We start from the raw sequence: 23,581 nt of genomic DNA on the forward strand, positions 1-23,581 counted from the left end.
TTTTGAGGAAAGAAGATGAAACACAGCACCACACTGCCTGTCAACGCACTCCCCTCAGCAGAGAAATACGCCGGCAAGGGGCCTGCCTGGGTGCGCCGCTTCCATGTGATGGCCAAGCCCACGGGATCTACCTGCAACATCGATTGCACCTACTGTTTCTATCTGCACAAGGAGGGGATGCTGCACCAGGATCGCCATAGCCACATGAGCGATGAGGTGCTGGAAAACTTTATCCGCCAGTACATCGACAGCCAGGACGGGGAGCAGGTGGTCTTCTCGTGGCAGGGGGGGGAGCCCACCCTGATGGGACTGGATTTCTTCCACAAGGTAGTCAGGCTGCAACAGCAGTACAAAAAGGCGGGTCAACGCATCGAAAACGACCTGCAAACCAATGGCATCCTCATCGATGACAAATGGGCTGCGTTCCTGAAGGAACATCAATTTTTAGTGGGGTTGTCCATCGACGGCCCGCGCGAACTGCACGACAGATACCGCTTGACCCGCAGCGGCAAGCCCACCTTCGACAAGGTGATGGAAGGGGTGGCCGCGCTCAAGAAATTCCAGGTGCCCTTCAATGCCCTGGTCACGGTCAATCGCACCAATGCTCGCTTTCCCCTCGAGGTCTATCGCTTTCTCACCCGCGAGCTCGGTGCTACCTATATCCAGTTCAACCCCTGTGTTGAACCGGTGGATTTCACCCAGACGGCGCCCCAGTTCTGGCACGATGACAGCATTCCTGTGACGGGGAGCCGCCGGGCCAAGCCGGGGGATCTGGACTCCATCGTGACGGACTGGTCGGTGGATCCCGATGACTGGGGGCGCTTCCTCATCGCGGTGTTCGAGGAGTGGGTGAACAACGATCTGGGCCGGGTGCAGGTCAACCTGTTCGAGACCGCGGTGGCCCAGACCCTGGGGATGCCCGCCCAGATCTGCGTCACCTCCGAGTTTTGCGGCAAGGGGTTGGCGGTGGAGAAAAACGGCGATGTTTTTTCCTGTGATCACTATGTTTACCCCGAGTACCAATTAGGTAATATGTCAATACAAAGGTTGTCGCACATGGCATTTTCCGAGCGCCAGCAGGCCTTCGGATTTGGCAAGAAAGAGACCTTGCCCGCCTGCTGCAAGGCCTGTCCCTATCTCAAGCTGTGCTGGGGGGAGTGCCCGAAGAACCGGATAGTGCGCGCGCCGGATGGTGAGCTCGGTCTCAACTATCTGTGCCCGGGCATCAAGGCCTTCTTTGACTATGCCCAGCCCATAGTGGTGGGAATTGCTACTATCTTGCAGAACCAGCCAGGAGAGCACGCATGAACAACAGGGAAAAACTGCAACGGCTTGAACAACGAATGAATGAACAGGTGCTCGGGCAGGAGGCCTTGGTCAGGATGCTGATCATCGCGCTGCTCTGTGATGGGCACGTCTTGCTGGAGGGGCTGCCCGGCCTTGCCAAGACCCGTGCGGTACGGGCCCTTGCCAGCCAGATCGAGGGGGATTACAGCCGGATACAGTTCACCCCGGATCTGCTGCCATCGGACATCACCGGCAGCGAGATATACCAGCAGAATGCCACCTCGCCAGAGGATCAGTTCCGGTTCCGCCAGGGGCCGGTATTTGGCAACATCATCCTCGCCGATGAGATAAACCGGGCCTCGGCGCGGGTCCAGTCCGCCTTGCTGGAGGCGATGGAAGAGCGTCATGTCACCGTTGCTGGCAAAAGCTGGCCACTCCCCAGCCTCTTCATGGTGCTGGCGACCCAGAACCCGGTGGATCAGGAGGGGACCTGGCCATTGCCGGAGGCCCAGCTGGACCGCTTCCTGATGAAGGTGCTGGTGGATTATCCCTCCAAAGAGCATGAGCAGCAGATGATGCAACTGGTCAGGGAGGAACAGCAGCACAAATACAGCCAGGAAAAGGACACAAGCAGCACGACTGACCACAGCGCCGCCCTGCTCTCCCAGGAGGATCTGCTGAGCTGCTGGCAGGAGATCTCCCGCGTTCATGTCGCCCCGGCCGTGGAGCAGTACATCCTCAACCTGGTGGGCATGACCCGCCATCCGCAAGGGGTGAGCGATGAGCTGGCCGGCTACATTGCCCTCGGGGTCAGCCCCCGTGGCACCCTGGCCCTGGAGCGCTGTGGCCGCGCCAGTGCCTGGCTGGCCGGCCGGGATAGCGTTCTACCCGAAGACATCAAGGGCATCGCCCACGCCGTGCTGCGCCATCGCCTGATGATGAGCTATCAGGCCAATGCCGATGGGGTCAGTGCCGACGACGCCATCCAGACTCTGCTCGATACCCTGGTCGCCTGATGGAGACGCGGCTGAGCATCGATAACGCCGGGCTGATGGCGCTGGCGGGGGAAGCCCGTCTGCTCAGAAATGATCCCGAGCGCATCTCCCTCGGCGCCATGGCGGGGGAGCGGGTGTCCCGCCAGCAGGGGCGAGGCCTCAACTTCGAAGGGTTGCGGCGCTATCAGGCGGGGGATGACGTGCGGCTCATCGACTGGCAAGCCACCGCCCGGCTGCGCACCCCCTGGATCCGGCTCTATAACGAGGAGCGGGAGCGCCCGGTCTTTCTGCTGACCGATCAACGCCTCGACATGTACTTCACCACGCGCGGCCATACCAAGTCGGTGACGGCGGCCATGATAGCCGGGCTCTATGCCTGGCGAAGCTGGCACGACAGCGACCGGCTGGGAGGGGTGACCTTCAACGATGAGGCGCTGGCCGTTCATCCCTGTCGCTCTGCCAAGCAGAACCTCGGACGAATACTGGAGGATCTGGGCCGCTTCAACCAGTCGTTGACGCAGGCCTATCCGGCAGAGCCTGCGGGTTCGCTGAGTCTGGCCGAAGTGTTGCAGCGTGTGCACGGCCTGATCCCCCCGGGGGCCTGGCTCGCCATCATCAGTGACTTTCACGACCTGGACGCCCGCAGCGAAGCCATCCTGGCCGGGTTGCGGCGACGCTGCGACATGCACGCCTTCGTCGTCTATGACGATCTCCACCTTCGCCTGCCCACGCAAGGGTCGGTGAGCGCCCGTTATCAGGGCAGCGAAGCGAGCTTCTCCTTCTCCTCCCAGATGAATCGCGAGATCCAGCAGGCCATCACCCAGCGGCTGGCCGCGCAGGAGCAGCGCCTCACCCGGTTGGGGGTCAGGGTTCACCACATCCTTACCCATCAGGATCCGGTCCGCCAGTTGCAGAAGGGAGGTTGAATGCTCGAGAAAGGCTTTACCGTACCGGCGTTGCTTGACCCCGCACTGCCGGCGGGCTTCTCCTGGTGGCCATCGGCCCCCGGCTGGACATGGTTGGCGACCCTGTTGCTGCTGCTCGCCGCCGGTATGGCGATCGCCCGCCTTGCCCACTGGCGGCGCAATCGCTGGCGCCGGGAGGCACAGTCGCAGCTGAACACGCTGCAGGACGCGGACGCCTGGCTCACCCTCATCAAGCAGATAAGCCTGGTTCATCGTCCCCGCAAGGAGGTGGCGCAGGCCGTGACCCCGGACGCCTTGTTGCAGGCGGTGCCCCTTGACGAAACCTCCCGTACGCTCTTGTGCGAGCGTTACTGTCGCCCCGACAACCGGCTGACTCCCGAGCAGAACGCCCGCTTGGCCGCACAACTCGCCACCTGGCTGGAGACCTTGCCCCATGTCTGACTGGCTGTCCCGTTTCGATTTCGCCTGGCCTTGGGCCTGGTTGCTCATCTTGCTCCCCCTCGTCAGCCGCTTCTTGCTGCCACCGGCGCGCCCCATGGCCGACTATGTGCGAGTGCCCTTCTTGCCTCATCTCGTCAACACGCTGGATCTGAAGGCAGAACAACAGAGGAGCGGGCCCTGGCAACGTCTGCTGTTCTGGGTGCTCTGGCTGCTCCTGGTATGCGCCCTGGCACGGCCGGAGCTGCTGACACCGCCCCAGCAGATCGTCAAACCGATGCGCGACATCGTGCTGTTGCTCGATGTCTCTGGCTCGATGGGGAAGAACGATCTGCCGGGGGGGGAGACCCGCCTCAAGGCCCTGCAGGATTCGGTGGCCAAATTTGTCACGGCGCGCAAGCAGGACCGAATTGGTCTGGTGATCTTCGCCAACGGAGCCTATCCCTTCGCCCCCCTCAGTGAAGACAAGGGGGCGCTGCAGGCCCGCATCGCCCAGCTGGCACCGGCCATGATCGGCGAACAGACGGCCATCGGCGATGCCATCGGGGTGGCGGTGAAACTGCTGGACAAGGCGCAGCACGGGAGCAGCAAGCTGGCCATTCTGCTGACCGATGGCAACGACACCGCATCCCAGCTCACCCCTGAGGTGGCCGCCAAGCTCGCCGCCGCCCATCAGGTTCAGATCCACACCATCGCCTTTGGCAATGAGCAGAGCGGGGATGACAAGGTGGATCTTGCCTTGCTCAAGACCATTGCCGAGATGACCGGCGGCAAGAGCTGGCAGGCCGCCCGCAGCGGCGCGGCCCTTGACAGCGTCTGGCAGGATATCGACGCCCTGACGCCGGTGCAGGTTCGCACCCTTGGCTGGTCCTGGCATCAGGCGCTGTTCCAGTGGCCCTTGTTGCTGGCCCTGCTGCTTCTGCTCCTCATCACGGGTGGGCGTTACCTCAGGGGGAGGGCGGCATGAGCGACTTTCACTTTATCCATCCCTGGCATCTGCTGGGACTCGTGTTCTGCATCGGCCTCTGGTTTGTGGTACGCCAGCCACGCAGCGCCTGGTATCAGTTGATGGACAAACGGGTGGCCGAGGCGCTGGTGGTCGGCAAGTCCCGCCCCCTGTTGCAGCTGCTGCCATGGCTGTGCGGGATCGGGGTGCTGGCGCTCTCCGGTCCCAGCTGGCAGCGGGAAGTCCCCGCGGCCCTCTCGCCCCAGGGCAGTGTCATGGTGGTGCTGCAACAGGATCTGACCATGTATGCCCAGGATGTGGCACCCAGCCGCCATCAGCGCATGCAGCACAAGCTGGCGGCGCTGGTCGAACGCTCGCCTGGCACCCGTTTTGGGCTGATTGCCTATGACAGTTCGGCGCACCTGGCGGTGCCGCTGACCCAGGATCCCGATTTCTTCTCCCTGTTTCTGAGTGCCCAGGAGCCTGCCCTCATGCCCGAGGGTGAGGGTTCGGCACTGGCGCAGGCGCTGACGCTGGCGACCCGCAACCTGCCGACCACCCCCGATGAGGCTCCGAGCGTGCTGGTGGTGGCCGATCACTTGACCGCGGAGGAGGCGAAGTCGCTGGCGGCCTTCCCCCTGCCGGTACAGGTCTGGGTGGTGGGCACCGAGCGCGGTGGCAATCTGCCGGCCAAATATGAGAGCAAGGGGCTCGATACCCGGCTCGATGTCGGCCGATTCAGTGCGCTGCGAGACGATGGCGTGCCGGTGACGTTGGCCAGCGTTGATGATGATGATCTGGCGGCGGTGGCGGATCATATTCAGCATGCCATCCAGGCCCAAAACGATGCCCGCGAAGAGCTCAAATGGAAGGATGGCGGCTATCTGCTGGTGATCCCCATGTTGGTGTTGCTGCTCTTCTGGCGCAGGCAGCTGCTCTGCCTCGCCATGCTGGCGCTCTCCCTTGGCACCTATTCCGAGCCCGGGCAGGCCGCCTTGCTGGACTGGTGGGTGACACCGGATCAGCAGGGTCAGTACGCCTTCTCGCATCAGGAGTACGAACAGGCGGCCAGCCACTTCGAGGATCCCCTGTGGCGGGGAATCGCGAGCTACCAGGGTGGGGATTACGTGGCGGCGGTCACGGCGTTTCGCCAGGCAAAGGCAACGCCGGAGTCTCTGGTGTGGCTTGGCAACAGCTATGCCCAGCAAAAATCCTGGCAGCAGGCGCTCGTCAGTTACGATCAGGCCCTGAGCCTTCGTCCCGGTTGGGATATGGCCCTGACCAACCGAGCCAGGATAGCCGACATCATCATGCAGCTGCGCAAGCAGGAGCGAGACCAGGAAGGCTCACAGGGGGAGGAGGCCAATTACGACCCCGATGAGATCAAGCATGATCTGAAAAAAGGGGAAGGGGCGGATCAGCAGGATATCCAGCCCGGCGGCAGCGCCGACCCTCAGGTCAATCAGTGGTATGACAATCTGCAGGTCTCTCCATCGATACTGCTGCACAACCTCTACCAAGCCGATACGCAGGAGGCTCAATGAGACGACTCTGGTGGTTGCTGTTGCTGATAAGCTTGCCCGGCCACAGCGAGGTGAACATCACCCGTGAACTGGTGGCCCCGGCCCAGGTGGCGCCGGGTCAGCCTCTGCGCCTCGCGGTGACCTTCTGGACCGACTCCTGGTTCAACCCGCCCCCCAGCTGGCCCACTCAGGAGGTCAAGAACGGGGCCCTGCTCACCACTCCGCTGCCCAATCAGCTGCTGACTCGTCAGGCCGACGGAAAGAGCTGGAGCGGCGTTCGTCTGGAGCGGTTGGTCTCTGCCTGGGACGCAGGGAAGCTGGTCTTCCCCACCCTGGAGATCACGCTGACATCACCGGGGCAGCCGCCCCACACGGTGCAACTGCCCGCCATCGAACATGACGTGGCCTGGCCCCCCGATGTCACCCAGCCGGATCGCTTCCTGCCCGCGAGCAAGGTCACCCTGACCGGTAAGGTGGTGACCTATCACGCCGGGGAGGGCGAGGATCTGCACGTGGGGGATGTGATCGAGCGTCAGGTGACGGTGCAGGCCGAAGGGGCGGTGCCGTCCCAGATCCCGCAACTGCTTTATGCCATCCCGGGTCAGGAGAGCCAGCGTCTGGCTCCGGTCAACCGTCTGCTGGACAGTGGCCGCGGTGACTTCATGGGGGGTCAGCGTGAGGAGCGGCTGCGCTATATGCCGACCACGGCAGGCACGGTGACGCTGCCCCCCCTGACCCTGAGATGGTGGAACAGCGAGCAGCAGCAATGGCAGCAGGAGAGCCTGCCCGGCGCCGAATACAAGGTCGGTGCCCCGCGCGCGGCCGGTGGGGAGGCCGTGCTGCGCGCCTCATCACTGGCCCATTGGAAACCCTATGCCATTGGCCTGGTGTTCATCCTCCTGCTGGCTGGGGCCGCCTATTTTGCCCGTCACTCGCTTTTGCGAGGCTGGTGCTTTGCCCGTGAGGCCCTGAAACGCTTCTGGACACCTGTCCCACTGCCGGGATTGCTCCCGGTGAACAAGGAGAAATAGATGAAACTCACCCCGTTAATTGTGGCCATGCTGGCCGGTGCCAGTTGGGGAGTCAGTGCGCAGGCGGCCGATCCGCTCTCGGCCTGGCAGGATACCGCTCCCAAACAGGCGATTGAGGCCTGGGTCGCCGGTGCCACCCAGGCTGGCAGCACCACCTTCATCCCAGTGAACAAGCGCAACGTGGTCTTTGACAACGATGGCACCCTCTGGGGCGAGGCGCCCCTGACGTTCCAGCTGCAATTTGCCGTCGACGAGATCAAGCGTCTGGCCCCCGAGCACCCGGAATGGAAGCAGGACCCCATCGTCAAGCTGGTTCTGGCCAACGATCTGGCCGGCCTTGCCAAGGCGGGCAAGGAGGGGCTGGTGAAGCTGATGACCCTGACCCACAGCGGCATGAGTGCGGATGAATATGCCAAGCGGGTACGCAACTGGCTCGATACCAGCAAGCATCCACGCTTTGGCTGCCACTATGATCAGCTGGGTTACCAGCCCATGGTGCAACTGCTCGCCTATCTGCGGGCCAATGGCTTCAAGACCTGGATCGTCTCCGGTGGTGGCATCGACTTCATGCGGGTGTTTGCCGAGCAGATGTACGGCATTCCCCCCGAGCAAGTGATCGGCTCCTTCGCTCTCGGGGAGTTCTCCCTCTCGAAGGATGGCGCCTCCATCATGAAGACCATGAAGGGTGCCTATCTGGATGATGGGGCGGCCAAGCCTGCGGCCATCCATCTGTTCATGGGGCAGCGTCCGGTGGGGGCCTTTGGCAACAGCGACGGTGACGTACCCATGTTGCAGTACACCTCGACCAACCCGGAGTTCAAGACCTTCGGCCTGCTAGTGCACCACACGGACGAGAAGCGGGAGTATGCCTATGACAGTCATCCCCCCAGCAGCGGCACCCTGGTAAAGGGGTTGACCGAGGCGCCCAAATACGGCTGGACCCTGGTCGACATGAAACGGGATTGGAAGACCGTCTTCGATCCCGCGCTTTGCCCGGCTAAATAAGCCGAGGCGATGAGCAAGAGGGCGGCTGTCGGGCCGCCTTCTTATTTTTTCTCTCCTCTTTTCTCCCCGGCCCCACCGCCTCTTCTCTGCCCTTATCCTCGTTTGGCCCATCAGTTCTCTGTTCGCTGCTGACAAGGGCGGCGCCAGTGTGCCCGCCTGATGACCCTAGTTCGCACCAGATCAGGGAAGGCGGGGCAGGTGAGGGCCTCGCTGGATGGCCGCTCAGGCCAGGGGGAGGGCGAGAAAGGCGCGCATGGCGGGGGTGACGCTGTGTTTGCGGGTGATGAAGGCGGTGGTGCTGGCCGCCGCGTCTGTCAGGGGTCGCCATGGCAGTTGGAACAACCGCTGGGCGGTGGCGGCGATGCTGGCACTGACCACGGCGCAACCGAGCCCGTGACTCACCCCATTGGCCAGATGGAACAGGGAGTCGGTCTCCAGCACCGCCCTGAAACTCAGTTGCTGGCGAGCGGCGGCCTCATCGAAGTAGCGGCGAAACTGCATGGTGCCGCTTGGCAGGATCAGGGGGATATCCTGCAAGTCGGCCAGTTGCAGGGGGGCGTTCTGAGGTCGCTCATCATGTCCGGGCAAAGGGCCCAGCACCGCCATGGGGTTGGGGTGAGGTTGCTGCACCGCCAGGGTGCGGCGCTGGTGGTCGGTGAGCAGTTCGTCAAAGCCCAGCCCCAGATCGATCTGGTGCAGCTCCAGCTGTTCCAGCAGGGCGCCGTGGGTCACCACCGACAGGCGTAAACCGACCCTGGGGTAGGCCTCGTGGAAGCGCTTGAGCAGGGGCATGATGTCGATGCCAGACTGGGGCACCATGCCGATGCGCAAGGTGCCGGAAAGCTCTCCGTCAAACAGGCTGAGCTCCTGGTGCATGGCATCCTGCTCTTGTAGCATGCGTTCGGCATGGCGCAGCACGACCTCGCCCGCCTGGGTGAGGCCCACGAATTGGCTGTTGCGCACCACCAGTTCGGTGCCGAGGGATTTCTCCAGCGCCGTGATGCTGGCCGACAGGGTGGGCTGGGTGATGAAACAGGCCTTGGCCGCCTTGGCGAAATGACGATGCTGGGCGAGTTCGTAGAAATAGCGCAACTGCTTGATATTCATTGGAAGGCTGGCTGGGGTGAACGACACGGGGTGACAAATTTAATCAATCAATGAGCCGTCGGCAATAGCCTTGTTCTATTGGGTTATAGATTTGTTTCATTGGTTTTGATGTGCAGGGTTATCTAAACTTGAGGGCCGAATACATTTTATAAGCGCTTCGCATGGACCTTCACAACTCGTGGTTGCCCAGGATGGATGAACTGGTGGAAGAGGCCGCCATCGCCATCAACATCAATGGCATCAGCCATGCCGTCATGATGGCGACCCCGGATGATCTCGACGACTTCGCCATCGGTTTTCTCTATGGGGAGGGGATCATCAGAGGCAATCATGATGTGCATGATATGCAACTTATCCCCTCGGAGCAGGGCATGGTGCTGGATGTCACCATCGCCAATCGCTGTCTCGCCGAGCTGAGCCGTCGCAAGCGCCGTCTCACCGGGGTGAGCGGTTGCGGCATCTGCGGGGTGGAGGCCATCGAACATGCGCTGCCTGCCTTGGCTCCCTTGTCCCCCAGCATGCCCCCTGCGGCCGATCGCCTGCTCGACCTGCGTGAGCGCATCATTCCCTGGCAGAACAAGGCTCGCCAGAGCGGGGCGCTGCATGCCGCGCTGGCGCTCGGGGGCGAGGGGGAGATCCTGGCCTGCCGGGAAGACATCGGCCGCCACAATGCGCTGGACAAGCTCATCGGCATGCAGCTGCGCCAACCCGCGCGCAGCGACACCCTGGTCATCACCAGCCGCTGCGGCAGCGAACTCATTCACAAGGCGGTGCAATATGGTGCCGCGCACCTCATCAGCCTTGCCTCACCCAGCCAGCTCGCCGTGCGACTGGCCTTGAAGTACCACCTGAACCTTATCCACGTGCCCAGATCCGACGCGCCTGTCTACTACACCGCCTGGGATCAGATCGGAGAACGCAATGTCCAGCCATATTGAGAAACCGGCGAAGGCCGGCGGTTTTTCCTCCCTGCAGTCCACCTTCAGACAGGTGCTGCGCAGCCAGAAGACCCGCCAGAACATCAAGAATCTGCTGCGGGTCAACCAGACCGATGGCTTCGACTGCCCGGGCTGCGCCTGGGGAGACAACAAGCAGGGGGCCTTCCAGTTCTGCGAGAACGGCGCCAAGGCGGTGGCCTGGGAGTCCACCGGCAAGACGGTGGGGGCGGACTTCTTCGCTGAACATTCGGTGCGCCGCCTCGCCACCCAGAGCGACTACTGGCTGGAGTATCAGGGGCGGCTGACCGACCCCCTGCGCTACAACCCGGCCAGCGATCACTACGAGCCGGTGAGCTGGGACGAGGCATTTAGGATCATCGCAGACAAACTCAAGGGCCTCTCGAGCCCGGACGAGGTGGAGTTCTACACCTCGGGCCGCGCCAGCAACGAGGCCTCCTATCTCTATCAGCTGTTTGGCCGCCTCTATGGCACCAACAACTTCCCCGATTGCTCCAACATGTGTCACGAGGCGAGCGGGGTGGGGCTCATTCAGTCCGTCGGGGTAGGCAAGGGCACAGTGGTGCTGGAGGACTTCGACGCCGCCAAGGCCATCTTCGTCTTTGGCCAGAACCCGGGCACCAACCACCCGCGCATGATGAACGCCCTGCGCCAGGCGGCGCGTCAGGGCTGCCAGATTGTCTCCTTCAACAACTTGAAAGAGGTGGCGTTAGAGCGTTTTGCCAGCCCCCAGAGCCCGGCGGAGCTGCTGACACCGGCCGCCACCCGCATCAGCCATCAATACCTCACCCCCAAGCTTGGCGGCGACATGGCGGCCATCCGCGGCATGGCCAAATACGTGCTGGAAGAGGAAGGCGGGCGCCTCGATCTCGCCTTTATCGAGCAGCACACGGCGAACTTTGATCACTATGTGGCCGAGGTGAAGGCCACCGATTGGTCACAGATCGAGGCCCAGTCAGGACTTGGTCGCGACGAGATCACCCAGGCGGCCATGATCTTCGCCAGAAGCGAGAGCGTGATCAGCTGCTGGGCCATGGGGATCACCCAGCACAAGCACTCGGTCGATACCATTCGCGAGATAGTCAACCTGCACCTGATGTGCGGCCAGCTCGGCAAGCCGGGGGCGGGTCTGTGCCCGGTGCGCGGCCACAGCAACGTGCAGGGCAACCGCACCATGGGGATCAACGAAAAACCCAACGCGGCCTTCATCGATCGGCTGGAGCGCCGCTTCCCGGTGGGGCTCAAGCGCACGCCGGGCCACAACGTCTATGAGGCGCTCAAGGCCCTGCACGCCGGCAAGAGCAAGATGCTGGTGTGTCTGGGTGGCAACCTGGCCGCCGCCGCGCCGGACACGGATTTCACCTACGAGGCGCTGCGCCGGAGTGAGCTCAACGTGCAGATCAGCACCAAGCTCAACCGCAGCCATCTGATGGTCACGCAAGACGCGCTGATCCTGCCCTGCCTCGGTCGCACCGAGCTGGATGTGCAGCGGGCCGGCATCCAGAAGATCACGGTGGAGGACACCTTCAGCATGGTGCACGCCTCCACCGGCATGAACGAGCCGGTCTCCCCCCTCTGCCTGTCCGAGATCGACATCGTCGCGCGCATGGCCGAGGCCACCCTGGGCAGCGAGCAGCTGGACTGGCTCGCCCTGCGGGATGATTACGCCGCGCTGCGGGATCTGATCGCCCAGACCATCGCCGGATTCGATGACTTCAACCGCCGCATCGAGGAACCCTGTGGCTTCCACCTGGACAACAGCGCCGCCCTATTGCGCTGGAATACTCCGAGCGGACGCGCCGAGTTTCGGGCTAGCCGGTTGCCGGACTCCATCCTGCCGGAGTGCACCCGTCACGCCGAGCAGATGGTGGGGGAGCCGGTCCTGCTGCTGCAGAGCCTGCGCTCCCACGATCAGTACAACACCACGATTTATGGCATGGACGATCGCTATCGCGGCATCAAGGGGCGACGCAACGTGGTGTTCATGAACGAGGAGGATGCCCGCATGCTGGGGCTCGCCGAGGAGCAGTCGGTGGACATGAGCGCCATCTGCAACGATGGCCGCGAGCGCAAGGTGAGCGGTTTTAGCGTGATCTTCTACGAGATCCCGCGGGGCAACATCGCCGCCTACTACCCGGAGACCAACCCCCTGGTCGCCATCGACAGCATCGGGGAGGGCTCCTTCACCCCCACCTCCAAGTCCATCCCCGTGCTGGTCACCCCGAGCGAGGCATCGCGCACCCGGCTGGCCGTCAACCAGTAAGCGACACCGGCAAAACAGTGCCCCCGACACATGGTCGGGGGCTTTTTTTATCTGCCTGTGGCGTGCTCCATATGGTTTTTATGCTATCGGGTGGCAATCTTGTTGTGTCTATCACCATAAAACGGTGAAGGGGCGATACATATCGCTGCCATTCATTGCCATTGTCCGTTCACTCGGCGATCACCACGCAGTTGCGGCCCCGGTGTTTGGCTTCATAGAGGGCCTGATCGGCCTGCTTGAGCACGGCATCCAGATCGTGGTTGCCGTGGCCGGGCCAATGGGCGACGCCAAGGGAGATGGTGATGCTCCCCGCCGTCGGCATCTCATGGCTGGCGACCTTCAGCCGCAGCCGCTCGGCGACGCCCTGGGCCTGGGCCAGGGTGACGCTTGGCAGCAGCAGCAGGAACTCCTCACCGCCACTGCGGCAGAGTGCCGCATCGGATCTGACCTCCTGCTGCATCAGGGCGGCCAGGGCAATGATCACCTCATCCCCGACATCGTGGCCGAAGCCGTCGTTGATCTTCTTGAAGTGATCGATATCGAGGGCGATGACGCACAGGGGCTTGGGATCCATCAGATATTCATCCAGCAGCCGCTGGATGGCCCGCCGGTTGAACAGGCCGGTCATGGGATCGGTGTGGCTGTCATTGTGCAGCTTGTCGATCTTGGTATTGAGCAAGCCGAGCCCCTTGAGAATGGCCTGTTTCAGCTGGGCCGCCTCGAAGTACCAGGCGCGGATGCCGGAGATATGGGAGAAGGCCCCTTGCTGATCCATCAGGCTGGCCCGATTGGCCAACTGGCGCAGGGGGCGGGAGATGAAGGTGGCCGAGAGCCAGATGATGAAGAGGATGAGGGCCGTGGTGGGCACCATCTGCATCAACACCCCTGACATCTGATCGTTCAGCCCCGCCAGGGTGGCGTTGCGGGGCCGCTGAGCCACCACGCCCCAGCCCGTGCTGGAGACGGGGGCAAAGCCGCTCAGCATATCGACGCCACGGGAATCGACCACCTCCTGAGTGCCGGTGCTGCCCCCGAGAACGCTATTCACGACCCGGTTGCCGGTGATCTTCTGGCCGATCCTGGCCGGATCCGGGTGGTAGATCAGGGTCTTCTCCCGATCCACCACGTAGAGGTAGGAGCCATCCTGGTAGTAGTGCTGACCCAGCAGGTTGGAGAGCACGCTGGTGGACTGCAGATAGATGGTGCCGGCGACATAGCCCAGGTAGACATTGTCGGCGGAAAACACCGGGTAGGAGAGGCTGATGAGATAGTTGCCGGTCAGGGAGACGAAGGGATCCGTGATCTGCGGCTGCTGGCTCTCGATGGCCTTCAGCGCCGTCGGGGATCTGAGCTTGGCGCCCTTCACCTGCAGCGTCTCGGGAGAGACCGCGACGATGACCCCCTCGGGATTGACGATCACCACGGAGTTGAAGGTACTGGTCTGCTGGCGCAGGCGCTCCACCTCGATATCCAGGGCCTCATCGTCGTTGGCTTGCAGCAGTGGTGCCAGCAGCTGGGCGCTGTAGGCCAGCTGCCCCTGTGCCGACTTGAGCATGTTGTCGGCCGAGGTCGCCAGCTTGGTCGCATAGACGCGGTTGGATTCCAGGGTATTGGCGATCAACAGCTGTCGCTGGGCCTGATAGATGGCGTAGAAACTATTGCCAAAGGTTGCGAGAACACCCAATACCGCCAGGGCCAGGATGAGACGATGCAGATCAAACTTCAGCAGCCAGTGAGGTTGCATGGGGAGAGGGAGTCCTTGTCAAACAGCGAGTCGCCGGGGTCCATGGCGCAAGTTTAAAGGGGTTGGCGGCGCAAAAGCTACTTCATATTGGGTGGAGGACGCCGCTTCCTGACAAGGATGGGGCCTGCAGCCCGCGTCCCGCGGGCAAAAGGCGCCGATGTGACGGACCCACGAGACAAAAAGGGGGTGAACTGATTCACCCCCGAGCGGCTCCTCAGCCCTTGAGGGAGGCCATGTCGATGACGAAGCGATACTTGACGTCGCTGTTGAGCATGCGCTCGTAGGCGTCATTGATCGCCTGGATGGCGATGGTCTCCACGTCCGAGGTGATGCCGTGCTGGCCGCAGAAATCCAGCATCTCCTGGGTCTCCTTGATGCCGCCGATGAGGGATCCCGCCACCGACTTGCGACCCATGACCAGGGGAACCGTGCTGAGCAGGGGGTTGAGATCCCCAAGATAGCCCACCAGCACCAGGGTGCCGTCGATGGCCAGGGTCGGCAGATAGGGGTTGAGATCGTGCACATAGGGAACGGTGTCGATGATGAGATCGAACGTCCCCCTGGCCGCGGCCATCTGGGCGTCATCGCTGGAGAGGACCACCCGGTGGGCTCCGAGCCGGTAGGCGTCCTCCTCCTTCCCGGGGGAGCGGGTAAACAGGGTCACCTCGGCCCCCAGCGCGTTGGCGAGCTTCAGGGCCATGTGGCCGAGCCCGCCGAGACCGACGACGGCGACCTGCTTGCCAGGCCCCGCCTGCCAGTGCCGCAGCGGGGACCAGGTGGTGATGCCGGCGCAGAGCAGGGGCGCGGCTCCTGCCAGGTCCAGCCCGTCCGGGATGTGCAGCACGAACTTGTCGCGGGTGACGATCTGCTGCGAATAGCCGCCGAAGGTGGGACGTTTGTCCTGCCTGTCGACGCCGTTGTAGGTGAGAGTGGGAAACTCGTCGCAAAACTGCTCCAGCCCTCGCTCGCAGGGGGCGCAGTGCTGGCAGGAGTCGACCATGCAGCCGACCCCCACTCTGTCCCCGGGCTTGAAGCGGGTCACGGCGCTGCCGACCTGGCTGACCCGGCCGATGATCTCGTGACCAGGGACCAGGGGATAGTGGCTGTTGCCCCAGTCGTTGCGGGCGTTGTGCAGATCCGAGTGGCAGACGCCGCAATACTGGGTCTCGATCACCACATCATCGGCACGGGGATCCCGGCGTTCGACATGGAAGGGGGCCAAAGGCGCCTGAGCCGACTGGGCGGCGTAACCGAGTACTCTCATCGTCATGGTGCTCTCGCTTGTTGCAGGGCCTGATGCCCGTTGGAAGAGGCGGTGGCCAGGGCGAGTTGCCCGTGCCGCCCGCGGTGCCCATGGAGTGTTGACCCGAAGGCAAGTTCCCTCAAGGGAGGAGTCAATATAATCCGGCAGACAAGGACAGTGCACGCGGTGATCGACCCGGGTTACTAGGCCGTCAGGGGCGCGAGATCCGGCTCTCGCAGGGCAGCCACCGTCTGCCAGAAGGCGTCGATGAGAGGATTGTCGCCACCAGGCGGGCGGATCAGGCCGATGATCCAGCTTGCCTCGGGCGCGGTGAGGGGCAGGGAGATGACGTCCGGGTGCTCGATGGTGGTGGAGGAGGGGACCAGGGTCCAGGCGATGCCCGCTGCCGCGGTGGCGATCCCGGCGGCGAAGTCGTTCACATACTGGATATCGCGAAAACGCAGCCCGCTCTGGGCCAGATAATGGACGAACTGATCGTGAAAGGAGGGGGCCTTGTCCCGGCGCAATACGGCCAGCGGCTTGTCCACCAGATCCGCGAGTGTCGTTATCCCGGTGTAACTCGCGGGCAGGATGGCGATGAAATGGGCGCGAACCACCGGCAGAAAGTGCCAGCCTTTGGGGGCGGGCAGACGGCAGAAGCCGAGATCGAGGCGCCCCTCCGCCAGCGCCAGCAACTGGTGGTGGGTGGAGAGATCGTTGAGCTCGATATTGACCTTGGGGCGCTCGGCGCGAAAACGCGCGATGGCGGCGGGCACCAGCAGCTTGGTGGCGACCCCGAAGCCGATGCGCAGGGTGCCGCCGTTGCCCGCCAGCACATCGCGGGCGGTGCGATCGAGCTGTTCACTCTGGGCGATGAGGGCGCAGGCATCCGGGTAGAGGGCGCGACCGAGCCCGGTCAGCCGGGTGCTGCTGGCGCTGCGCTCGAACAACTCGCCTCCCCACTGGGCCTCCAGCCGTTTGATCTGCTTGCTCAGGGCGGATTGGGTGATGTGCTGGCGGGCTGCCGCCTGGCCAAAGTGCAGCACTTCCCCCAGGGTGACGAAGGCCTTCAGATCCCTCAGTTCCATCGCGGCTCCATCATTCCTATACGGAATCTTGAGTGGTCAAAAATGTCATTGGACGGAATTCTAGATCTGTTCGATGCTGATGCCAATTCATTCGGGGTGCCCAGGCAGTGCGGCACTCACTCGTTCAAGCAGAAGGAGACAGACCAGATGCATCATGCCAAGTACAAAGGGTTCCCGGCCGATTTCCTCTGGGGCGCCGCCTCCGCCGCCTATCAGGTGGAAGGAGCCTGGGATGCCGATGGCAAGGGCCCCTCGGTGTGGGACAGCTTCACCAAGCTGCCGGGCAAGACGTTCCAGGGCAGCAACGGCGACGTGGCGGTGGATCACTACCATCGCGTCGAAGAAGACGTGGCGCTGATGGCCGAGATGGGGCTCAAGGCCTATCGCTTCTCGGTGAGCTGGCCGCGCATCTTCCCGACCGGCCGCGGTGCGGTGAACGAGGCGGGACTCGCCTTCTACGACAGGCTGATCGACAGCCTGCTGGCGCACGGCATCGAACCGGTGCTGACCCTCTATCACTGGGATCTGCCCCAGGCGCTGCAGGACGAATACGGCGGCTGGGAAGACAGACGCATCATCGATGACTTCGAGCACTACTGCGTCACCCTCTATCAGCGCTTCTCCGGCAAGGTAAAATATTGGGTTTCACTCAACGAGCAGAATTATAACCTGACCAATGCCTACCAGCTGGGGACTCATCCGCCCGCCGTGCAGGACAGGAAGCGTTTCTTCGCCGCCAACCACGTGGCATTCCTGGCCAACGCGCGGGTCATCAAGGCGTTCCGCCAGCACGTGCCGGGTGGCCTCATCGGCCCGAGCTTCGCCTATTCCCCTGCCTATCCCGCTTCCTGCGCCCCGAGCGACATGCTGGCGTTCGAAAACGCGGAAGAGTTCACCAACCTCTGGTGGCTGGACGCCTACTGCTTCGGCCGCTATCCCCAGGCGGCGCTCGCCTACCTGAGGGAGGCGGGCGAGGCTCCCGAGATCCTGCCGGGGGATCTGGAACTCTTGCGCGAGGGCACGCCGGATTACATCGGGGTGAACTACTACTACACCCTGACCTTCACCGACAATCCCATCGGTGGCCAGACCATGCAGCGCATCAACACCACGGGGCAGAAGGGCACCACTCCCTCCAGCGGCGTGCCGGGACTCTACAAGACCACCCCGAACCCGCACCTCGAGACCAGCAACTGGGACTGGGCCATCGATCCCACCGGGATGCGCATCGCCCTGCGTCGCCTCTCGTCCCGCTACGGCCTGCCGCTGATGATCACCGAGAACGGTCTGGGTGAATTCGACAAGCTGGCGGCGGGGGACAAGGTGCACGACGACTACCGCATCGCCTATCTGCAGAGCCACCTGAAGGCTTGCCAGGAGGCGCTGCAGGACGGGGTCGAACTGCTCGGCTACTGCGCCTGGTCCTTCACCGACATCCTGAGCTGGCTCAACGGCTACCAGAAGCGCTACGGCTTCGTCTACGTGGACAGGGACGAGCAGGGCGGGTCCCTGCGCCGCATCAAGAAGGACAGCTTCCACTGGTATCAGTCGGTGATTGCCAGCGGTGGCGAGTCGCTCTGAGCCCTTGCCAAACAGGATGTCACTTCCAGATGAAAAGGCCCCCGCGGGGGCCTTTTTCGTTTGCATCGGCAGAGGATGACTTCGCACCGCCTAGATAAACATGCCGCCGGACGCCTCGATGCGCTGGGCGTTGATCCAGCGGCTGTCCGTGGAGAGCAGGGCGGCGATGACATCGCCGATGTCGTCGGGCTGGCCGACCCGGCCGAGCGCCGTCTGGCTCGCCACGAAGTCGTTGAGAGCCGGATTGTCACGCACGGCGCCGCCGCCAAAGTCGGTCTCGATGGCGCCGGGAGCCAGCACATTGACCGCAATGCCCCGCGGGCCCAGCTCCTTGGCAAGGTAGTGGCTCAGCACTTCGACGCCCCCCTTCATGGCCGCGTAGGCGGCATAGCCCGGCAGGGCGAAGCGGGTCAGACCGGTGGAGACATTGAGGATGCGGCCACCATCCGCGAGGAGGGGCAGCAGGGTCTGGGTCAGGAAGAAGGGCCCCTTCAAGTGGATGTTGAGCAGGGTGTCGAACTGCTGCTCCGTGGTCTGCTCGAAGCTGGCATGGATGCCGATGCCGGCGTTGTTGACCAGGTAGTCGAAGCGATCGCGCTGCCAGGTTTGCGCCAGCAGCAGGCGCACCGCGTCCGCAAAGGCGGGGAAGCTGGCGCTCTCTGCCACATCCAGCGCGAGCGCCCGGGCCTTGACCCCCTGGGCCTCGGCCTTGGCGACCACCTCGGCCGCTTCCCCGGCCTGGCTGCGGTAGGTGATGATGAGATCGACGCCCCTGGCGGCGAGGGCCAGGGCGCCGTGTCTGCCAAGGCCGCGGCTGGCACCTGTGATGAGGGCGATGGGTCTGGTCATGGTATGGCTCCTGTCTGAACGATGAATGGCTCATGGCGAGCCGACCCCTTCACTCTATTGGTGCTTTCATGCTGGATAAAGATGACGATAATGAATGCACTGTTCCGATTTGGATAACAATGGCCATGGACCAACTGGATGGAATGAGGATGTTCGTGCGGGTCGCCGAACTCGAGAGCTTCAGCCGCTGCGCCGAGCAGCTGGGGATCCCCAAGGCGACCCTCTCCGCCGCCATCCGGCGACTGGAGGAGCACATGGGCACCCGGCTGCTGCAGCGCACTACCCGGCGGGTGCAGCTCACCACGGACGGCCAGCTCTGTTACGCCCGCTGCCGGGATCTGCTGGCGGACATGGAGGAGTTTGACGGCCTGTTCCGGCAGACGGGGCAGATCGCGGGCCAGTTGCGGGTGGACATGCCGAGCCGGATGGCCCGCCACCTGGTGATCCCGGCGCTGCCGGCCTTTCTGGCCGCCCACCCCGCTCTGCAACTGATGCTGAGCAGCACGGACAGGCGGGTGGATCTGGTGCGGGAAGGGTTCGACTGTGTCGTGCGGGTCGGCACGCTCGAGCCCTCCAGCCTGGTGGCACGGCCCCTGGGTCACTATCGCCAGATCAACTGTGCCAGCGCGGGCTACCTGGCCGCCCACGGGGTGCCGCAGAGTCTCGCCGATCTCGGTCAGCATCGGCTGATCCATTACGGTTCGGGCCAGGGGCGCGGCGAGCCCGGGTTTGAATACCTCGGGGAGGATGAACGCCCCGCCACACTGCCCATGAGAGCCAGTCTCTCGGTGAACGACAGCGAGTCCTATCTGGCGGCGGCCCAGGCGGGACTTGGCATCATACAGATACCGCGAGTCGGGGTGGAGCCGCTGCTGGCGAGCGGCGAGCTGGTGATCATCCTGCCCGCCTGGCAGGCGCCGCCCCTGCCCATCCACGCCCTCTATGCCCATCGCCGCCATCTTGCCCCCAGGGTGCAGACCTTCATCCACTGGCTGGGAGCGCTGTTGACGGATGCCCTTGGCGAAGCGTCAGGCCCGGCTGCGCCTTGAGCGGTACTGGCTCGGGGACAGGGCGAATGCCTCCTTGAAGAAGCGGGTGAAGCTGCTCTGGCTGGCGAAGCCGAGCCGCCCCCCCACCTCCTGCAGTTGCAGGCTGGGGTCTTGCAACAGGCGGCAGGCCTCCTCCCGGCGCACTTGCTCCAGCAGGGCCGAAAAGTGGCAGCCTTCTTCACGCAGGTGGCGGTGCAGGGTCCAGCGGGTCAACCGCAGGGCCTCGCAGATGCAGACGAGCAAGGTGCGCGGATCCGCCTCCTGCTGCCACAGCTGATGGCGGATGAGGCCGAGCACCCGCTCCTTGTAGTGGGGGCTGGGGCGCAGCCGCTGCATCTGGGTATCCAGCTCTTCCAGCAGCAGGGGTTGCAGGGGGGCGTTGTGGTTTCCATAGGCCTGATCCAGCAGCTGGACGGGGAAGCAGAGCCGATAACCATCCCCGAGCCGCAATCGTCCTCCCAGCCAGGCCGCCAGCTCACGCCACAACCTGGGTCGCACCGGTGTCGGCAGCATCAGCTGGCCGGCCCCCGGGTGGTAGAACTGGAGCAGGGCGTAGAGATGACACAGGTTGGCCAGGCTGCTCATGGCGACGACGTCAGGATGATCGGACTCCGAGTGGTAGCTGATCAGCGCGAGTTCATCCCCCTCCTGCAAGGTGATCCGGTCGCACTCGCCGATGAGGGGGCGAAAGGCGGTGAAAAAATGCAGCGCCTGACGCCAGCTGGCAGCGTTGCAGCAGAGGCTCGCCAGCGGCAGATAATCGGTGAAGAGCCCGGTGAGGGAGGGGGGCGCCCAGTTGCGCGCCAGATCCATGTGGGGGGCGACCTGGGCCAGTAGCCGGAAGTGGCGCGGCGCATCGATGCGGCCATGGGGGAGGATCAGCTCCTCCCTGGCGATGCCGGCACCCTGCAGCAGTTGATCCGGATCCCGTCCCTGCCGCTGCCAGTGGTTGAGGCAGTGCAGGGCGATCCGGTTTGAGACGGTTTTCACGGCGAAATCCTTGTCGACGAGGGCCCATCATCATCGGCCAGTCGCGAAAAATTGTTGTGAGCCAGCTTCCTCTTAATGTTTCAACTTTGTAACTAAAAGTAATCCTGCAACCCTTTTCACAATTTTGACATCTGCTCCCAACCGTCAACTTCCTGCACCCGAATGGCAAGTGAGGCGGGTCCGTTTTGCCTAGAGTGGCCGGACCTACACACACAAGGAAGAGAACAATAATGAAAACCCACCGTCTCGCGATGACCCCGCTCGCCCTGACCATCGGCGCCCTGCTGCTGGCCGGGTGCAATGACAACGACTCCACCCCCAAGCCCGTGCAGCCCACCCTGGGCCATCGCACCGCCAGCCTGATCGAACAGGATGGTTTGCAGTTCAAGGATCTGGATGGCAGCGGCAACCTGACCCCCTATGAAGACTGGCGCCTCGGCGCCGCCGAACGGGCAGAGGATCTGGTGGGTCGCCTCACCTTGGCTCAGAAGGCGGGGCTGATGATGCACGGCACCCTGGTGCTCGATGGGGAAGGGCGCATCAATCTCACCGCCATGGACAAGATGCTCAAGACCGATGGAGTCAACACCTTCATCACCCGGATGGCGGGCGATCCTGCGGCCATCGCCGAGGACAACAACCAGATCCAGGCGTTGCTGGAAGGGGTGGGGCTCGGCATTCCCATGACCGTCAGCACGGATCCCCGCAACCACTTCACCAACGATCCCAAGGCCACCAGCATCGCCGCCGGAGCCTTCTCCCAATGGCCGGAGACGCTGGGCTTCGCTGCCATCGGCGATGCCGAGCTGGTGCGCCGCTTCGCCGACATCGCCCGCCAGGAGTACAGGGCGGTGGGCATCCAGGAGGCCCTATCTCCCCAGGCGGATCTCGCCACCGAGCCGCGTTGGGGCCGTATCAATGGCACCTTTGGCGAGAACAACCGGGCCGCCAAGTCCCTGGTCAAGGCTTACATCGAAGGCTTCCAGCAGGGGGATGGCGGGATCGGCAAGGAGAGCGTGGTCACCGTGGTCAAGCATTTTGCCGGCGCCGGCCCCCAGAAGGATGGGCTGGATGCCCACAACCCCTGGGGCAAGGAGCAGGTCTACCCGGGCAACAACTTTGCCTATCACCTGGTGCCCTTCGAGGGGGCATTCGAGGCCAAGGTCGGGGCCGTCATGCCCTATTACGCCCTGCCACAGGGGCTGACCTATGAGGGCCAGGCCATCGAGGAGGTGGGCTTTGGCTTCAATCGCCAGATCCTCACCGATCTCTTACGCGGCCATTTCGGCTTTGAAGGAGTGGTGCTGAGCGACTGGGGCATCGTCAATGACTGCAACAGCCGCTGCGAGGAAGGGTTGAGCCAGGCGGAGCTGAGCGCTGGAGTCAGCCCCTGGACGGTACCCTTTGGCATGTCCTGGGGGGTGGAGAAGTTGACCCAGGCCCAGCGCTACGCCAAGGCGATCACCGCCGGGGTGGATCAATTCGGCGGGGTGGAGGATCCGGCGCCACTGTTGGAAGCGGTGCAAGCCGGGCTGGTGAGCGAGGCGCAGCTCTCCACCGCCGCCCGCCGCATCCTGGAGCAGAAATTCGAGCTGGGGCTGTTTGAGGATCCCTATGTGGATACCACGGCCGCCGTCGCCCTGGTGGGCAAGGCCGAGTTCCAGCAAGAGGCCCAGGCCGCCCAGGCCGCGGCCCATGTGCTGCTGAAGAATGAGGGTTCAATGCTGCCCATGCAGCCCGAGGGCAAACGGGTCTACCTCTACCAGGTCAATGCCGAGGTGGCCAAGGCCAATGGCTACACGGTGGTGACGGATCTGGCGCAGGCGGATCTGGCCATCGCCCGGGTCAACACCCCGGGTGAGCAAGATGCGCGCTTCCCGTTCGGCACCATCCACTTCGGTCAGCTTGGCTTTGCCAGTGCAGATCAGGTGGTGCAGGAGACGGCTCACGAGGGCAGCTATCACGGCAGCGATGAACTGGCGGAGATCCAGGCCATCCAGCAAGCCGGGGTGCCCCTGGTGCTGTCGGTCTATCTGGACAGACCCGCCATCCTGACCGAGGTGGCGCCGGCGGCCCAGGTGCTGCTGGCTAACTTCGGGGCACTGGATCAGGCGCTGTTCGATGTGATGAGCGGCAAGGCCAAGGCCCGCGGCAAGCTGCCCTTCGAGCTTCCCTCCAGCTGGCAGGCGGTGCTGGCTCAGGACTCTGACGTGGCGAGCGACTCCCAGGATCCCCTCTTTGCCTACGGCGCCGGTCTCGATTATTGATCATCGCCTTGGCACAACGACACGGGGCGCCTGCGGGCGCCTCGTTCATTGTGAATGATTGGCACCCCGAAGAAGGGGGAGATAGCGGCAAGAGGAGCGCCGCACTCCCGGTTGGGTGCGAGCGGCGACACCCTCTCATCACGCCTTATTGTCAGTGTTGTTTTTATGAGTCTGTTATTTGCTCACCAGGACGGCGTATTGATGATAAGCGTTTCAGAACCCACACGATTGTTATACTCTCACAAAAGCGTATAGGCAGTTATCTGAACGCCTGATGGCGTGACAAGGGCCCA

Annotated in this window: 19 protein-coding genes; 13 read left to right on the top strand and 6 right to left on the bottom strand. The window is 63.5% G+C overall.

The features are described 5' to 3' along the window. The first annotated feature begins 15 nt into the window (after positions 1-15). The 8 genes from VZC39_RS09415 to VZC39_RS09450 are packed head-to-tail and all read left to right on the top strand — an operon-like array spanning position 16 to position 8,151. Entirely contained in the window at positions 16-1,308 is a 1,293-nt protein-coding gene (locus VZC39_RS09415) for an anaerobic sulfatase maturase (protein WP_434667900.1), read from the top strand. Beyond that, complete coding sequence (locus VZC39_RS09420; RefSeq protein WP_434667903.1) at positions 1,305-2,303, top strand: AAA family ATPase; 999 nt, start codon at positions 1,305-1,307, stop codon at positions 2,301-2,303. The genes VZC39_RS09415 and VZC39_RS09420 overlap by 4 nt, the downstream gene beginning before the upstream one ends. After that, the gene (locus VZC39_RS09425) at positions 2,303-3,208 is read left to right on the top strand and encodes a DUF58 domain-containing protein (RefSeq protein ID WP_434667906.1); all 906 of its coding nucleotides are present in this window, start codon (positions 2,303-2,305) and stop codon (positions 3,206-3,208) included. Before VZC39_RS09420 ends, VZC39_RS09425 begins: the two co-directional genes overlap by 1 nt. Then, positions 3,209-3,649 carry a DUF4381 domain-containing protein gene (locus VZC39_RS09430; RefSeq protein ID WP_434667909.1) on the top strand — a complete coding sequence of 147 codons (441 nt, stop codon included), beginning with the start codon at positions 3,209-3,211 and terminating at the stop codon, positions 3,647-3,649. Beyond that, positions 3,642-4,613 carry a VWA domain-containing protein gene (locus VZC39_RS09435; protein ID WP_434667912.1) on the top strand — a complete coding sequence of 324 codons (972 nt, stop codon included), beginning with the start codon at positions 3,642-3,644 and terminating at the stop codon, positions 4,611-4,613. The genes VZC39_RS09430 and VZC39_RS09435 overlap by 8 nt, the downstream gene beginning before the upstream one ends. After that, entirely contained in the window at positions 4,610-6,136 is a 1,527-nt protein-coding gene (locus VZC39_RS09440) for a VWA domain-containing protein (protein ID WP_434667915.1), read from the top strand. The genes VZC39_RS09435 and VZC39_RS09440 overlap by 4 nt, the downstream gene beginning before the upstream one ends. Then, positions 6,133-7,146, top strand: a complete 1,014-nt coding sequence (locus VZC39_RS09445) for an oxygen tolerance domain protein (protein WP_434667918.1) — start codon at positions 6,133-6,135, stop codon at positions 7,144-7,146. Before VZC39_RS09440 ends, VZC39_RS09445 begins: the two co-directional genes overlap by 4 nt. After that, positions 7,147-8,151, top strand: coding sequence for an HAD family hydrolase (locus VZC39_RS09450; protein WP_434667921.1), 1,005 nt, complete (start codon positions 7,147-7,149; stop codon positions 8,149-8,151). It begins immediately after the preceding gene. Between the two features lie 222 nt (positions 8,152-8,373). On the opposite strand, the gene VZC39_RS09455 is transcribed toward VZC39_RS09450, so the two are convergent. Beyond that, positions 8,374-9,258 carry a LysR family transcriptional regulator gene (locus tag VZC39_RS09455; protein WP_434667924.1) on the bottom strand — a complete coding sequence of 295 codons (885 nt, stop codon included), beginning with the start codon at positions 9,256-9,258 and terminating at the stop codon, positions 8,374-8,376. Positions 9,259-9,419: 161 nt separating this feature from the next. Here VZC39_RS09455 and fdhD point away from each other — a divergent pair, with 161 nt between their 5' ends. Continuing rightward, positions 9,420-10,196 (top strand): formate dehydrogenase accessory sulfurtransferase FdhD, encoded by a 777-nt coding sequence (gene fdhD, locus VZC39_RS09460; RefSeq protein WP_434667927.1) that lies wholly within the window; start codon positions 9,420-9,422, stop codon positions 10,194-10,196. Beyond that, positions 10,180-12,477, top strand: coding sequence for an FdhF/YdeP family oxidoreductase (locus tag VZC39_RS09465; RefSeq protein ID WP_434667930.1), 2,298 nt, complete (start codon positions 10,180-10,182; stop codon positions 12,475-12,477). Before fdhD ends, VZC39_RS09465 begins: the two co-directional genes overlap by 17 nt. A gap of 169 nt (positions 12,478-12,646) precedes the next feature. On the opposite strand, the gene VZC39_RS09470 is transcribed toward VZC39_RS09465, so the two are convergent. From VZC39_RS09470 to VZC39_RS09480, 3 genes are all read right to left on the bottom strand, one after another. Then, on the bottom strand, positions 12,647-14,221 hold the full coding sequence (locus VZC39_RS09470; RefSeq protein WP_434667933.1) for a sensor domain-containing diguanylate cyclase: 1,575 nt from the start codon (positions 14,219-14,221) through the stop codon (positions 12,647-12,649). A gap of 214 nt (positions 14,222-14,435) precedes the next feature. Beyond that, on the bottom strand, positions 14,436-15,491 hold the full coding sequence (locus VZC39_RS09475; protein WP_434667936.1) for an NAD(P)-dependent alcohol dehydrogenase: 1,056 nt from the start codon (positions 15,489-15,491) through the stop codon (positions 14,436-14,438). Between the two features lie 176 nt (positions 15,492-15,667). After that, on the bottom strand, positions 15,668-16,552 hold the full coding sequence (locus VZC39_RS09480) for a LysR family transcriptional regulator (protein WP_434667939.1): 885 nt from the start codon (positions 16,550-16,552) through the stop codon (positions 15,668-15,670). 147 nt (positions 16,553-16,699) lie between these two features. Between VZC39_RS09480 and VZC39_RS09485 the strand changes: the two genes are divergently transcribed. Then, positions 16,700-18,133, top strand: a complete 1,434-nt coding sequence (locus tag VZC39_RS09485) for a glycoside hydrolase family 1 protein (RefSeq protein WP_434667942.1) — start codon at positions 16,700-16,702, stop codon at positions 18,131-18,133. Between the two features lie 90 nt (positions 18,134-18,223). Here the strand turns inward: VZC39_RS09485 and VZC39_RS09490 are convergent, their stop codons facing one another. Further along, on the bottom strand, positions 18,224-18,982 hold the full coding sequence (locus VZC39_RS09490; RefSeq protein WP_434667945.1) for an SDR family NAD(P)-dependent oxidoreductase: 759 nt from the start codon (positions 18,980-18,982) through the stop codon (positions 18,224-18,226). Between the two features lie 125 nt (positions 18,983-19,107). Between VZC39_RS09490 and VZC39_RS09495 the strand changes: the two genes are divergently transcribed. Further along, on the top strand, positions 19,108-20,031 hold the full coding sequence (locus VZC39_RS09495) for a LysR family transcriptional regulator (RefSeq protein WP_434667948.1): 924 nt from the start codon (positions 19,108-19,110) through the stop codon (positions 20,029-20,031). On the opposite strand, the gene VZC39_RS09500 is transcribed toward VZC39_RS09495, so the two are convergent. Further along, positions 20,011-21,021 carry a helix-turn-helix domain-containing protein gene (locus VZC39_RS09500; RefSeq protein ID WP_434667951.1) on the bottom strand — a complete coding sequence of 337 codons (1,011 nt, stop codon included), beginning with the start codon at positions 21,019-21,021 and terminating at the stop codon, positions 20,011-20,013. The genes VZC39_RS09495 and VZC39_RS09500 overlap by 21 nt on opposite strands. Before the next feature lie 230 nt (positions 21,022-21,251). Between VZC39_RS09500 and VZC39_RS09505 the strand changes: the two genes are divergently transcribed. Further along, on the top strand, positions 21,252-23,288 hold the full coding sequence (locus VZC39_RS09505) for a glycoside hydrolase family 3 protein (protein ID WP_434667954.1): 2,037 nt from the start codon (positions 21,252-21,254) through the stop codon (positions 23,286-23,288). Positions 23,289-23,581 lie beyond the last annotated feature (293 nt).

It is taken from the genome of Aeromonas sp. NJAU223 (assembly GCF_051125555.1).
In the GTDB taxonomy this organism is placed as follows: domain Bacteria; phylum Pseudomonadota; class Gammaproteobacteria; order Enterobacterales; family Aeromonadaceae; genus Aeromonas; species Aeromonas veronii_G.

Bases quoted from the DNA above. Each gene is read 5' to 3' on its own strand.
- VZC39_RS09430 (WP_434667909.1), top strand. From the start codon at position 3,209: ATGCTCGAGAAAGGCTTTACCGTACCGGCGTTGCTTGACCCCGCACTG.
- VZC39_RS09455 (WP_434667924.1), bottom strand. From the start codon at position 9,258: ATGAATATCAAGCAGTTGCGCTATTTCTACGAACTCGCCCAGCATCGT.
- VZC39_RS09445 (WP_434667918.1), top strand. From the start codon at position 6,133: ATGAGACGACTCTGGTGGTTGCTGTTGCTGATAAGCTTGCCCGGCCAC.
- VZC39_RS09415 (WP_434667900.1), top strand. From the start codon at position 16: ATGAAACACAGCACCACACTGCCTGTCAACGCACTCCCCTCAGCAGAG.
- VZC39_RS09480 (WP_434667939.1), bottom strand. From the start codon at position 16,552: ATGGAACTGAGGGATCTGAAGGCCTTCGTCACCCTGGGGGAAGTGCTG.
- VZC39_RS09490 (WP_434667945.1), bottom strand. From the start codon at position 18,982: ATGACCAGACCCATCGCCCTCATCACAGGTGCCAGCCGCGGCCTTGGC.
- VZC39_RS09505 (WP_434667954.1), top strand. From the start codon at position 21,252: ATGAAAACCCACCGTCTCGCGATGACCCCGCTCGCCCTGACCATCGGC.
- VZC39_RS09420 (WP_434667903.1), top strand. From the start codon at position 1,305: ATGAACAACAGGGAAAAACTGCAACGGCTTGAACAACGAATGAATGAA.
- VZC39_RS09495 (WP_434667948.1), top strand. From the start codon at position 19,108: ATGGACCAACTGGATGGAATGAGGATGTTCGTGCGGGTCGCCGAACTC.
- VZC39_RS09475 (WP_434667936.1), bottom strand. From the start codon at position 15,491: ATGACGATGAGAGTACTCGGTTACGCCGCCCAGTCGGCTCAGGCGCCT.
- VZC39_RS09470 (WP_434667933.1), bottom strand. From the start codon at position 14,221: ATGCAACCTCACTGGCTGCTGAAGTTTGATCTGCATCGTCTCATCCTG.
- fdhD (WP_434667927.1), top strand. From the start codon at position 9,420: ATGGACCTTCACAACTCGTGGTTGCCCAGGATGGATGAACTGGTGGAA.
- VZC39_RS09465 (WP_434667930.1), top strand. From the start codon at position 10,180: ATGTCCAGCCATATTGAGAAACCGGCGAAGGCCGGCGGTTTTTCCTCC.
- VZC39_RS09435 (WP_434667912.1), top strand. From the start codon at position 3,642: ATGTCTGACTGGCTGTCCCGTTTCGATTTCGCCTGGCCTTGGGCCTGG.
- VZC39_RS09425 (WP_434667906.1), top strand. From the start codon at position 2,303: ATGGAGACGCGGCTGAGCATCGATAACGCCGGGCTGATGGCGCTGGCG.
- VZC39_RS09450 (WP_434667921.1), top strand. From the start codon at position 7,147: ATGAAACTCACCCCGTTAATTGTGGCCATGCTGGCCGGTGCCAGTTGG.
- VZC39_RS09440 (WP_434667915.1), top strand. From the start codon at position 4,610: ATGAGCGACTTTCACTTTATCCATCCCTGGCATCTGCTGGGACTCGTG.
- VZC39_RS09485 (WP_434667942.1), top strand. From the start codon at position 16,700: ATGCATCATGCCAAGTACAAAGGGTTCCCGGCCGATTTCCTCTGGGGC.